This is a genomic window from Terrimonas pollutisoli (genome assembly GCF_029360765.1).
GTDB classification, from domain to species: domain Bacteria; phylum Bacteroidota; class Bacteroidia; order Chitinophagales; family Chitinophagaceae; genus Terrimonas_B; species Terrimonas_B pollutisoli.
In genome coordinates this window covers 35,893-48,586 of record NZ_JARKNA010000014.1, presented here as the reverse complement: position 1 = coordinate 48,586, position 12,694 = coordinate 35,893, and the positions used below count along the sequence as shown (strand labels likewise).

The following is a 12,694-nucleotide window of genomic DNA, read 5'->3' as shown; positions in this document are numbered from 1 at the left end:
AATTCATATTCCAAAATAGTGAAGCCTGTCTTTTAGTAAGACAGGCTTTTTTTATGGCGATATTGGCAAAAAAATAAAAGCCCTGGAGGCTTTCATTTTTCAATAATAACAGTAGCTATTCCGGGTAGAAGAAAAATCTAAACTGCAAAACTTGTCCCGCATCCGCAGGTATTGCTGGCATTGGGATTCTTAAATGCAAATCCGCGGTTATTTAAACCGTCCTGCCAGTCGATTTGCATACCGGCCAGGTACAACTCATGAGACCTATCCATGATGCAGGGTATCCCATCTATTATAAATTCCTGGTCTTTTTCTGTTTTGGAATCAAAACCCAGTACATAGCTCATACCCGAGCATCCACCGCCTTTGACACCTACACGCAAATGTTGCGATTTGTCAAATCCCTCAGCCGACAGTAATTTATTGATCTCTTTAATGGCCCCCGCGGTTAATGTAACGGGAGTTGTATATGTTGTTTCCATTACGCAAAATTAAACATTCTTCCGCAAGCCTGTAGCCCGTGGGTTTTCGAATAATATACTTTAACAAAAAACCATATTCACTTGCAACTCACTATAGCTTCCCTATTTTTGCTTTAACCAAAATACATTCTTCCTATGGATCAAAGCTTGATCAACATGCTGATGGCCCTTGTTGCCTTATTGATCTCCTTTTATTGTTTTTACCTGGTCAATCAGCTAAAAAAAGAACCAAAGACCGACAAAGATCATTTTAACACTAAACCCCTTCAATTGCAAGCGTATGAAAGATTGGTGATGCTCGCTGAAAGAATAGCTATCCCCAACCTTATAAGCCGGGTAAACCAACCTGGTCTAAATGCGAGAGAAATGCAATTGTTATTGTTGGAAAGCATAAAACAGGAATGTGAATATAATGCTACCCAGCAGATCTATGTGAGCCCTGTTGCCTGGGAAGCGGTTCGCAATCTAAAGGATCAAAATATGCTGATCATAAACCAGGTGGCTGCAACGCTGGCTCCTGAAGCTACCAGTACCGACCTCAACAAAATGCTGCTTGACTTTGTGATCACACAAAAAAAAGGAGCTTTGCATAGCATTGTACTGGAAGCATTGAATTATGAAGCCAAGAAAATAATGAAATAGTCATTGGTCACCAGTTTAGCTGTTCCCGGCTTGTATTTTATAAAAAGAAACTATGAGTGAAAAAAAAAGATACACTGACTCCGGAATAGAAATAAAACCGGTGTACTATGATAAAGACATTCCTTTAAAAAATAACGATCAACAAGTAACGGCTGACGAACAACCGGGTGTTTTTCCTTTTACCCGTGGTGTGCAGGCAGATATGTATCGCGGAAAATTGTGGACCATGCGACAGTATGCTGGCTTTTCAACCGCGGAAGAAAGCAATAAAAGATATCATTACCTGTTGAGCCAGGGTGTAAGTGGATTAAGTGTAGCCTTTGATCTTCCCACGCAGATAGGATATGACAGCGATCATCCGCTGGCAGAAGGTGAAGTGGGAAAAGTGGGAGTAGCAATTGACAGCATTGAAGACATGCAAACTCTTTTCAAAGGCATAAAGCTGGAAGATGTTTCAACATCCATGACAATAAATGCTACAGGCTTTATACTTCTCTCGTTTTATGTGGCCCTTGCTAAACAACAGGGCGCTGATCTGAAAAAAATCAGTGGCACTATTCAAAATGATATTTTAAAAGAATACGCCGCAAGGGGAACTTATATCTATCCGCCCAAGCCATCCATGCGTATCATTACAGACATCTTTGAATGGTGCTCGTATGATCTTCCCAAATGGAACACTATTTCCATCTCAGGTTATCATATCCGTGAAGCAGGCAGCACGGCTGTACAGGAAATTGCCTTTACACTTAGCAATGGAAAAGCCTATGTAAAAGCTGCATTGGAAAAAGGGCTGGACATTAATGTTTTTGGAAAACGTCTGTCGTTCTTTTTCAACTCACACAACAACCTATTTGAAGAAGTAGCCAAGTTCCGTGCTGCAAGAAGAATGTGGGCCAATATAATGAAAGAATTGGGAGCAACAGATCCAAAAGCCATGATGCTGCGCTTTCATACACAAACAGGAGGCAGCACATTAACTGCGCAGCAACCGCTCAATAATATTTCAAGAGTCACCATTCAAACACTAGCGGCAGTCTTGGGCGGCACTCAATCATTGCATACGAATGGATATGACGAAGCCCTGAGCCTGCCAACTGAGGAAGCGGCCAGAATAGCTTTGCGAACCCAACAGATCGTCGCCTATGAGAGTGGCGCACCGGATACTGTTGATCCTTTGGCTGGCTCTTATTATGTCGAATCGCTAACCAGGGAAATCGAAGAAGCGGCATTAAAGCTCATGGAAAAAATTGATAGCCTGGGTGGCAGCGTTTCGGCAATCGAGCAGGGCTTTATACAAAATGAAATTGCCCGCAGTGCCTACGATTATCAACGCCAAATAGAAACTGGCGAGAAGATCATCGTTGGGGTTAACAAATTCAAAGCTGCATCGGAAGAACCTGTTCCGGGCTTCAGAATTGATGACTCAATCCGACAGGTGCAAAGTGAGAAATTACGGACGCTGCGCAACAACCGAAGCAATCCCAAATGCGATAGTATTTTACAGTCTTTAAATGATGCAGCCTCAAACGGGAGTAATATTATGCCTATTGTAATCGAAGCGGTAGAGAATAAATGTACATTAGGCGAAATAGCCGACACGTTGCGGGAGGTATTTGGAGAGTACAAGTAGAACCTCCATTTCGCAGGGTTAAGAATGATTTTGAGGACAAGGATTTTTTATTAATTATTCCGTACAATCCCTACTATAATAATTTTTGGGATCATGCATTTTGCAACACTGGCAACGACTACGAAGGATTTACAGCAAATCCTGGATTTGCAGCGACAAAATTTAATTAACCACATTGATGAGTCAGAAATAAAATCGCAGGGGTTCGTCACCTTACAACATAGCCTCAAAACCCTGGAACAAATGAACGATCTGGCACCTTCTGTTATCATCAAAGACGATTCAAAAATTGTGGGCTATGCGCTGACGATGCTGAAAGAGTGCCGGCAAATCATTCCTGATCTTGAACCAATGTTCCAGCTTTTTGATTCATTAACATGGAATAACAGACCACTCAATAGTTATTCGTTTTATGTAATGGGCCAGGTATGCATTCATAAGGACTATAGAGGAAAAGGATTATTTGAACAGTTGTATCTCCATCATAAAAAAATATACAGTTCCAAATTTGAACTGTTTCTTACAGAAATAGCCACCCGGAACCATCGTTCCCTTCGGGCACATGAAAAAGTTGGGTTTAAAACAATTCATACCCATCGTGATAACCTGGATGAATGGGCTGTTGTCGGTTGGGATTGGAGTTAAAAGGATTATTTTTTGCTTACCAGGTGTTTATCAAAAAAAGTTTCACACGTAAGAACATCAATTTTCGAAAAATAGAAATCATCCACATCTTCCGTGATAATACAGTCGCACTTGCTGTCAATAGCTGAGAAATATTCCAATCCATCCTCAAAATCATGAATGGCTGAATTAGCAGTTGTTTGCTTTACTGCCGATTCGTTGACAGTGGTAATAGATAAGTTTTCACACAGCAAGCCAATTTTTTGCCTGGTTGATTTCTTATTTTTCTTTTCGGCAAAATAGAAAGCGATAGCAAGACACAGGGGCGAAGTAAATACCTCGTATCCTTTGTGGTCTGTAAGGCTTAATATTCTTGAAGAATAAGTGAATAGGGGATATTCTTTATTAAGCACGGATACAAGCACATTAGCATCAAGGAATATTCGCATATTATTTTTTAGAAGAAAAATATTCTGTCTTTGCCGCTTTTCTACTTTTCTTCTTAGTCAGATAGACCGCTTCTCCTTCCGCCACCTGGTTTACCCAATCAGAAATGGGTAACTCTTCAAGGGATGAGTAATTACCTGAAGTTGTTTTTTGTAATAAAAACTCAACAAGCCTCGAAAGGCTGATATTGTTCTTTTCAGCATATCGCTTGGCCTTATTCACAACTGCCTCGTCAAAGCTTAAAGTCACTTTAGCGTCCATTTTTATTTTTCCCAAATTTATACAATTTACGTGTAAATTTAAAATATTATACGTATAAAACATCAGGCTGTCGTAAATGTCCGGTCAGCCAGTTTGTGTAGAAAAAAAACCACACATTTTCACTTTTTGTCGAAAATTGACGGGTTTCAGCCTCCAGGCAAAATGGCCTATAATTTGTCGCTCAATTAACATCCACCACAAAAAAAGGATCATGAGATCTGTCGGAATTGTTTTAATAGTTGTAGGAATTGTGATGTTAGTAGTTCGTGGATTCAGTGTTCAGACAGAGGAAAAGGTGATAGACCTGGGGCCGTTGGAGGTCAATAAAAAAGAAAATAAGTGGATCGGCTGGCCTGTGTATGCAGGCGGAATTGCGATTGTCGCGGGATTGATTATGGTAATTGCCGACCGCCGGAAATAATAACCATTTGGACGGTTTGTTTAGTTTTTAAGAATCAGAAAAGAGGTGTTATATTTTACACCTCTTTTTGTTTTACTAACTTTTAAACCTTACTTCTTCGCAGTTTGCGGTTTCCAGCTATCTTTTAAACCCACTGTTTTATTGAAAACAATTCCGCTGGTACTGCTGTCCTTATCCAAAGTAAAATATCCTTTCCGGATAAATTGATATCGCTCTTCAAATTTTGCATTCTTCAATGACGGCTCCGCGAATGCATTTTTAACAATTTTCAATGAATCGGGGTTGATATAGTCCTTAAAATTGCCTTCTTCTGATGATGGATCTTCCACTTTAAACAGACGGTCATATTCCCGCACTTCCACTGTTACGGCATGCTTGACACTTACCCAATGAAGCGTACCTTTTACATGGATACCTGAAGTGTCGGCACCGCTTTTACTTTCCGGTATATAGGAACATCCTAACTCTGTGACATTTCCCTTTTCATCTTTGACCACCTCATCGCAACGAATGATGTAAGCACTTTTTAATCTTACCATCTGCCCGGGCGCCAACCTGAAATATTTCTTTGGCGGATTTTCCATAAAATCTTCCCGCTCAATATAAAGTTCACCGGAAAACGGTACTTCCCTTTCTCCTCCATTTGGATCCTCAGGATTATTTTCACTTTCCAGCATTTCCTCGTCTTGCGTATAATTCGTGATAACCAGTTTCACCGGATCAAACACCACCATCTTCCTCAACGCTTTTTTATTCAAATCTTCCCGGACAAAAAACTCAAGAAGTCCCACGTCGACAATATTATCCCGTTTGGCGATCCCAATCCTATCGCAAAATTCCCTGATTGCCTCCGGGGTATAACCTCTCCGGCGCATTCCACTAATGGTTGGCATCCTTGGATCATCCCATCCATCCACATGCTTTTCCGTTACCAGTTGCAAAAGCTTGCGCTTGCTCATTACTGTATAAGTCAGGTTACGACGTGCAAACTCATATTGATGCGACGGAAAGATCTCCAACTTTTCTATTAACCAATCGTACAATTCACGATGCGGAACAAACTCAAGCGTACAAATGCTATGTGTTATTTTTTCAATGGAATCACTCTGTCCATGTGCAAAATCATACATTGGATAGATACACCATTTGTCACCTGTGCGATGATGATGTGCATGCTTGATACGATAAAGTATCGGGTCACGCATCAACATGTTGGGCGACGACATATCCACCTTCGCTCTTAATACCTTTTCGCCGTCTTTATATTTTCCATCCCGCATTTCACGAAACAGCTGCAGATTTTCCTCTATACTTCTTTCCGAAAATTGATTTCTCCTGCCGGGCTGCGTTGGAGTTCCTTTTTGTTCGGCTATTTCTTCGCTGGCGCTGTCATCCACATAAGCCAGCCCCTTCTTAATTAATTTTTCGGCCAGTTGGTACAACTCTTCAAAATAATCGGATGCATAATGCTCATTGGCCCATTCGAATCCCAGCCAACGGACATCTTCTTTTATGCTATCCACATATTCCGTTTCTTCTGTAACAGGATTTGTATCGTCAAAGCGGAGGTTAGTGCCGCCTCCATATTTTTTACTTAATCCAAAATTGAGGCAAATACTGGTGGCATGTCCCATATGGAGATATCCATTAGGTTCTGGCGGAAACCGGGTCATGATCTCTTTATACTTCCCTGCCGCAAGGTCTGCTTCTATTATTTCTTCCAGGAAATTCAGGCTTCTTTCTTCTTTCTTTTCTTCATTTGACATAGGGTGCAAAGTTAAGGAAGGGGAAATTATGTAATTATTTAATGAACTACATATTAAAATTTATCAGTTGATACGTCCGGCTTTAACGCTATTGTGCTGCTCTAACCTCTTTCTCAAATGCCTCCATGCTGATCGCATCCGCGATTTTGAAGTCACCGATTCTTGTTCTGCATAAACTACTGAGATAAGCACCACAGCCTAGTTCTTTCCCAAAGTCGTGGGCAATGCTGCGAATATAGGTACCCGTTGAGCAAACGATACGGAAGTAAACCTGCGGCATTTCGATGGCTGTTATTTCAAACTCTTTCACCACCACTTTACGTGGTTCAATGACTACTTCTTTTCCCTGCCGGGCCAGCTCATATACCCGCTTACCGTTTATTTGAATAGCCGAATGAGAAGGCGGCACCTGCAATATTTCTCCGATGAAGGGTGTAGTAGCCGCCTTTATGCCGGCAGGCGTCAGATGTTCTGTTGGCTTGAAATCTTTTGGTTCTCTTTCCAGGTCGTATGAATCGGTAATGGCACCAAGGGTAAAAGATCCGGTATACTCCTTTTCCTGCGCCATATATTCATTGATCTTTTTGGTGAACTTTCCCGTGCATATGATCAATAATCCTGTTGCCAGCGGATCAAGCGTGCCGGCATGACCCACTTTTTTTATCCGGATCAGGTTGCGAATTTTTCTCACTACATCAAAAGACGTCCAGAGCAACGGTTTATCAATTAACAATAATTTTCCTTCTTCAAATTGATTCATGCTGCAAATGTCGGGAAGATGGAGTGAAACGGGATGCAGATACCAGATATTTAAAAGACAATCTCCTACTCTTTAAAATCATTAATGAAGTTAAAATTCTCTGGCAAATGTTCCATCACCCCAATCCAACATCACCAATCTCTAAATCGACATGCGGGTCTTTAATTCGAGGTATTTATTAATTGTATTGACCGTGAGATTTTCAGGAGTAGTAAGGATGGAAAGTATTCCATTTTTATGAAGTTCCTTTACCATCAGGCGTTTTTCAAAGGCAAATTTCTCTGCAATCGTCTTGATATAAATGTCCTCCAACTTTTTGGCGTTCATCGTGGTAAGCGCTTTGAGTTCCGTGTTTTCAAAAAACACGACAACCAGTAAATGATATCGGGCGATTCGTTTAAGGGCAGGCATTTCCCGCTGCAAACTTTCTAGCGATTCAAAATTGGTAAAAAGTAATAATAAGCTCCTGTTCGTAATCCGGTTGCGGATCACAGAAAAAAGTTTTTCAAAATCGGCTTCGAGGAAACGTGTCTGTTGTTTATAAAGGGTCTCCAGCAGCAAACTCATTTGGGTGGTTTTCTTGTCAGCCTGTATGAATGTGTCCAGGCTTTCAGCAAAGGTGATCAGCCCGGCCTTATCTTGTTTGACCAGGGCCACATTAGATAAGACCAACGAAGCATTGATAGCATAATCCAACAAACTCATGCCATCAAATGGCATCTTCATCACGCGGCCCTTGTTGATCAGGCAATAAATTTGCTGACTGCGCTCATCCGTGTAATTATTAATCATCAGGGTTTCTTTGCGGGCCGTCGCCTTCCAGTTGATCGTTCTGAAATCATCACCCCGCACATATTCTTTTATTTGTTCAAACTCCATGCTGTGTCCCAACTTCCTGATTCGCTTTACCCCTGCCTCCTGCAAGCGATTGCTTACCGCTAATAAATGGTATCGCCTCATTTGTATAAATGAGGGATACACTTTCACAGTTTTTTTTGCCGGAAAAATCAATCTCCTTTTTACCAGCCTGAGTGGTCCATGAACAAACACATTAATGTCGCCAAACGCATATTCACCCCGGATAAGAGGTTTTAGCGAATACTCTATCTCGTACGAAGCATTACTCTCTATTTTAGCTTTCCGCCGCCAGTTCCTTTCCTGGAATTGTTCCGGCAATTCATCGATCACACTTACTCTTACTGCAAAAGGATACTTATTCGCCAACTTTATATTTACCTTATTTAAATCGCCGATACTAAACCGATCTGTGGTTTGACGCTTTGCATGCATTCCTCTCCGCTTTCCATAAACTAAAACAGCATCCACTATTATTGTAATAATCAATAATAGCAATATCAGCCAGGCCATTCGATACAAGATTGGCTGAAAATAGCTTATCACAAACGTCACGGCTGCAGCACCGGCAATGTAATAGGCAATATTGTTTAGGAAAAAAGACTTCATTACTCGTCGTTCTTAAAACATCTTTTTTATTAAGTCACTCCTCATCATCTCACCTCGGTACATCCAGGCTATGTATTATTTGATTGATCACTTCATCCTCTGTCACGCCTTCCATTTCTTTATCAGGTGCTAAAATTATTCTATGCCTGAGGATAGGTGGTACCATTTCCAGGATATCTTCCGGCATGACAAAATCGCGGCCCTGCATAGCAGCAATCGCTTTGGAAGCGTTCATCACAGCCAGCGACGCCCGGGGGGATGCTCCCAGGTAGATGGACTTATGGTTTCTTGTCTGATGAATCAGCCTCGCAATAAATTGCAATAACTTTTCTTCAATCAGGATATTTTTTATTTGGTGTCGCAAATCATTAATTGTATCGCCATTCAATACAGGTTTTACAATTTCATTTACTGTAGCATTTCCCATATGATGAAACTGCGAAAGAATGGTCATCTCTTCCGATTCTGTGGGATAGGGAACTATAATTTTAAACAGGAACCTGTCGAGTTGTGCTTCCGGCAGGCGATAGGTGCCTTCCTGCTCTACCGGGTTTTGTGTTGCCATCACAATAAATGGTGCAGACATAAGATAGGTTTTACCATCAACCGAAGCCTGCCTTTCTTCCATCACTTCCAGCAGGGCCGACTGTGTCTTGGCCGGCGCCCTGTTAATTTCATCTACCAACACAATATTGCTAAAGATGGGTCCTTTTTTAAATTCAAATACTCCCTCCTTCGGATTAAATACCGGCGTGCCCAATACATCTGAAGGCATCAGGTCGGGTGTAAACTGTATACGTGAAAATCCGGCGCTGATACTTTGGGCCACTAATTTTGCTGTTAAGGTTTTAGCCACGCCGGGCACTCCCTCTATCAGCACATGCCCATCGGCCAATAAAGCAGCCAGGATTAGCTTCACCATTTCATCCTGTCCAACGATCACTTTTTTTATCTCATCCCTGATTGTTTGTACAGATTCATTTAATGCAGTAAGATCAGTTCTTGCCTGAAATAATTGTTCTTCCATGCTAAGCTTTTTTATAAAACGATTCTAATTGTTTATGAAATGATGCCAATTCTTTATCACTTACAAAGTCTGCATGATCTAATCCCCGGATAAACTGTATGATACTTTTAATGTCGCTTTCTTCAACACCGGTTTTTGCATGCAAGGTTTTAACAAATTCATCATCCAGTTCCGAGGTATTCAGTTTATACCGGCTGCGGATATGCTCCAGGAAATAAGCCGCCATTTTTCTACAAAGATTTTTATGATCCCCTTTATCGTGATACATCCGGCCGATTGTCTTTACAAACTCTAATGAGTCATTTACCGGCGTCTTGACGACAGGAATATATCGTTGTTTCCGGCGCATCTCCAATAACACATATACTAATAGTGCAATAAGGCCCGTAAGCAGTGCCCAGCGTAGTTCTTTATGCTGCAGAAACACACTTAACCAATTAGGTTTCTTCTCTCTTCCCTGCCTTTTATTGATATAGTATTCATCCCATACAATTTTTTCGGTCGCAGGGGAAATAACGGAAAGAGCCTGCTCATAATAAGTAATATTATTTTTATGCAGCAGGAAATAATTGGTAAATGTCGTGGGCGCAAGGTGCATATACAAGTTTCCCTTTCCCGCTTTCAAATGAATAAAATTAGGCTTATTGTTTTTGTCGCTGCCTAACACAGTCGCCGTTGTCGAATCTACTTTATAGAAATAGAAATCATACCGCTTCCCGGGATAAGTGTAAGCAGGATGAGAAGGGAAAGGCGGCTTACTTAATGAAACAGATAACAGATCCGACCCTTCGGAATGATCAAAATAATAAATAAGTCCGTCGGCTGCATTGATATCACATTTCAGCATTTGTGTTACCTCATAAGACGCCTTCATGGTGCTGACAAAAACATCATTGCCGCTTTCCATAAAACTTACCAGCTTTTTCATTTCACTCTCATCGGCATTAAAAAAGGGAGTGACGATCACCAAAGCCTGTCGCTCATCATACATCGACAATGAATCCCAGTATCCCGGTTCCAGTTTATTGGTTATTACCGATGCCGATGGAAAAATATGCTTTAAACTTTCGTAAGCCACAAATGTACCATAGGGGATTTTGTCCCGCTTACGAAATGTGACCCTGTCATCAAATCGCTGCACTGTTCCGCTATTGCCGGTGAAAAGCAAAAAAAGAATAGCTAATACAACCAGGCCAATGAGAATATGTGGTAAGAATTTTTTCAAGCGGTTGCCAGGTTTTTGTATTCAAATTTTTCGAACTCTTTTTTTATCAGGTCAAATTTTTCCCTGCCAATATCAAAATGACCATACCAACTATATTCATAATTACGGGCCAACCACGCAAACCCTTCATATAAATTAGTAGAACGCAATTGCCGGAGATAATCCATATTGGTACTATCCGGCTTGTATTCAATAATATTCCGATTAGAAAGATTACGTAATAACTGCAGAAAGAGTAGCCGGACGGCCAGGCGGTAATCTGCACTATTGATAGCAGTCCCGATTTCTTTTTGATAGTCGATCGAAAAAATATCGGTGTCCTCCATTTCTTCTTCATTTGCAGCGAGAACAGAGCTACGCCTGAACAAACTTATATTGCTGTTGGCGAGATACATAAAAAGAAAAACAACAAAACCAGTAATAATCACGATCCATAAAATAGTTTGAAATAAGGGCTGTGCGGTAAAAGGTTGTTCCTGCTTTGCTTGCTTTTTTTTAAACACTTCGTTGGCATACCAAAATGCTTTATCCTTTCGCAGTTCATTCAAAGCCGTATCAGGAATGTGTCGCTGTAATTCAAGGCTATCACCAAATCCACCCGTAAATTCCTTTCGAAGGAAATATTCCTGTTGATCTTTTGAATCTTCATTGCTAACTATATCACTATCCTCCTCTTCAACAGTATCTTCAGCAATGACTGTATCAACCTCGTACCTCAACTTCACCGCTGTATCTGTTCTGACATCATCCTGTGCCCTTGCAAAAAATGTAAGCGGGAGTATAAGGCACAAGAAGCATAGTCTTTTTGCCTTTTCAATATGATATTTCCAAAACCTTTCCGTCACTTAAACCTCCTCCTCGTTAAGTTGAGCCGCCATTTTGCGACCCAGTTGAATGGGATAGACAACAAAATACCAGATAACAAATACCACAGACAAAGCAGTAACAATAGTTGTGAGAACTGAAATATCATTGTAAAGTCTTGTAATAGTCCCCTCGAAAAATGCAGCCAGGCCAAAAACGGGCATTAAACCAATCATGATCTTTACACCATCTTTTGCTCCGCGTTTAAACGCATCCAACCGCTTAATTGTACCGGGGAATAAAAAGCTTTTTCCCAATATCAATCCTGCTGCGCCGGATATGATAATGGCTGTCAATTCAAGCGTTCCATGAACAAATACAACAAGAAAAAACTGGATACCTAATCCTTTTGCAGCAAAAAACTGGTCGAAGATACCAACCATGGCAGCGTTCTGCGCCAGGAAATTGAGCGTTGGAATACCGGCGAATATCCCGGAGGCAAACATCAGCAATGACACACGGATATTGTGTATCATCAGATGCAACCAGCTTAATATGGGATTACCCGATTCGTAAATGCCAAAAGGATTTCCTTTCTCGATGTTTTCCAGCGTTTCGTCCACATAACTATCGCCAAAAAAACTTCTGGCTACTCCTTCATCTTCCCGTGATACAAAAAAACCGATGCTGAAAAAAATTAAGAACAAGACAAAAGAGAACAATACCACTTTATGATGTTTGCGGATAGTAAGTGGCAAATCATATTTCCAGAAGGTAACCAGGCGGCTCGATTCCTCCTTTCTGTTTTTATAAATGCTGAGATAAATCCTGGACGCTTCACTATTGATATACCGGGTCACTTTGCTGGACGGGTAGAAAGTTTTGGCATAAGCAAGATCATCCACCAGTTGGGTAAATTCCTGCGCCATCTCGTCGGCGTCTTCGGCGGGCATGTGCTGGTTTTTCAGCCACCGGTCACGATTCTTTTTTATAAAAAGGGCTTCTCTCAATTCCTTTATTTGCTTTGTAAAATACTGCTTTTTAAATAAGATAGAACCACGATTTATTGGATTTCGATGGATTGACCGGAAAAGCAGGGAATACATCGGATGAACCTGAGTGTTTGATACACGGGAAA

At 41.0% G+C, this 12,694-nt stretch carries 14 protein-coding genes; 4 read left to right on the top strand and 10 right to left on the bottom strand.

The window, feature by feature from the left end; genetic code table 11:
• Positions 1-137: 137 nt before the first annotated feature.
• The gene (locus P2W73_RS19025) at positions 138-482 is read right to left on the bottom strand and encodes a HesB/IscA family protein (protein WP_276503681.1); all 345 of its coding nucleotides are present in this window, start codon (positions 480-482) and stop codon (positions 138-140) included.
• Positions 483-617: 135 nt separating this feature from the next.
• Here P2W73_RS19025 and P2W73_RS19020 point away from each other — a divergent pair, with 135 nt between their 5' ends.
• The 3 genes from P2W73_RS19020 to P2W73_RS19010 all read left to right on the top strand — a co-directional run bounded on the left by P2W73_RS19020 (position 618) and on the right by P2W73_RS19010 (position 3,402).
• On the top strand, positions 618-1,124 hold the full coding sequence (locus P2W73_RS19020; protein WP_276503680.1) for a DUF7935 family protein: 507 nt from the start codon (positions 618-620) through the stop codon (positions 1,122-1,124).
• Between the two features lie 52 nt (positions 1,125-1,176).
• Complete coding sequence (locus tag P2W73_RS19015; protein ID WP_276503679.1) at positions 1,177-2,757, top strand: acyl-CoA mutase large subunit family protein; 1,581 nt, start codon at positions 1,177-1,179, stop codon at positions 2,755-2,757.
• A 93-nt stretch (positions 2,758-2,850) separates the two neighbouring features.
• A complete protein-coding gene (locus P2W73_RS19010) occupies positions 2,851-3,402 on the top strand; it encodes a GNAT family N-acetyltransferase (RefSeq protein ID WP_276503678.1) in 552 nt (183 codons plus the stop codon).
• Between the two features lie 5 nt (positions 3,403-3,407).
• Here the strand turns inward: P2W73_RS19010 and P2W73_RS19005 are convergent, their stop codons facing one another.
• Together P2W73_RS19005 and P2W73_RS19000 are read right to left on the bottom strand one after the other, a co-directional pair.
• Positions 3,408-3,830 carry a PIN domain-containing protein gene (locus P2W73_RS19005; protein ID WP_276503677.1) on the bottom strand — a complete coding sequence of 141 codons (423 nt, stop codon included), beginning with the start codon at positions 3,828-3,830 and terminating at the stop codon, positions 3,408-3,410.
• 1 nt (position 3,831) lies between these two features.
• Entirely contained in the window at positions 3,832-4,089 is a 258-nt protein-coding gene (locus tag P2W73_RS19000; protein WP_276503676.1) for a DUF6364 family protein, read from the bottom strand.
• 211 nt (positions 4,090-4,300) lie between these two features.
• Here P2W73_RS19000 and P2W73_RS18995 point away from each other — a divergent pair, with 211 nt between their 5' ends.
• A complete protein-coding gene (locus P2W73_RS18995) occupies positions 4,301-4,510 on the top strand; it encodes a hypothetical protein (RefSeq protein WP_276503675.1) in 210 nt (69 codons plus the stop codon).
• An 89-nt stretch (positions 4,511-4,599) separates the two neighbouring features.
• Here the strand turns inward: P2W73_RS18995 and P2W73_RS18990 are convergent, their stop codons facing one another.
• The 7 genes from P2W73_RS18990 to P2W73_RS18960 all read right to left on the bottom strand — a co-directional run bounded on the left by P2W73_RS18990 (position 4,600) and on the right by P2W73_RS18960 (position 12,566).
• Positions 4,600-6,276, bottom strand: a complete 1,677-nt coding sequence (locus P2W73_RS18990) for a glutamine--tRNA ligase/YqeY domain fusion protein (RefSeq protein ID WP_276503674.1) — start codon at positions 6,274-6,276, stop codon at positions 4,600-4,602.
• A gap of 88 nt (positions 6,277-6,364) precedes the next feature.
• A complete protein-coding gene (truB, locus tag P2W73_RS18985; RefSeq protein WP_276503673.1) occupies positions 6,365-7,036 on the bottom strand; it encodes a tRNA pseudouridine(55) synthase TruB in 672 nt (223 codons plus the stop codon).
• A gap of 141 nt (positions 7,037-7,177) precedes the next feature.
• On the bottom strand, positions 7,178-8,500 hold the full coding sequence (locus P2W73_RS18980; protein ID WP_276503672.1) for a DUF58 domain-containing protein: 1,323 nt from the start codon (positions 8,498-8,500) through the stop codon (positions 7,178-7,180).
• A gap of 49 nt (positions 8,501-8,549) precedes the next feature.
• Complete coding sequence (locus tag P2W73_RS18975) at positions 8,550-9,527, bottom strand: AAA family ATPase (RefSeq protein ID WP_276503671.1); 978 nt, start codon at positions 9,525-9,527, stop codon at positions 8,550-8,552.
• A gap of 1 nt (position 9,528) precedes the next feature.
• Complete coding sequence (locus P2W73_RS18970; RefSeq protein WP_276503670.1) at positions 9,529-10,752, bottom strand: DUF4350 domain-containing protein; 1,224 nt, start codon at positions 10,750-10,752, stop codon at positions 9,529-9,531.
• On the bottom strand, positions 10,749-11,543 hold the full coding sequence (locus tag P2W73_RS18965) for a DUF4129 domain-containing protein (RefSeq protein WP_276503669.1): 795 nt from the start codon (positions 11,541-11,543) through the stop codon (positions 10,749-10,751). Before P2W73_RS18965 ends, P2W73_RS18970 begins: the two co-directional genes overlap by 4 nt.
• A gap of 54 nt (positions 11,544-11,597) precedes the next feature.
• Positions 11,598-12,566, bottom strand: coding sequence for a stage II sporulation protein M (locus P2W73_RS18960; RefSeq protein WP_276503668.1), 969 nt, complete (start codon positions 12,564-12,566; stop codon positions 11,598-11,600).
• Between the last annotated feature and the right edge of the window lie 128 nt (positions 12,567-12,694).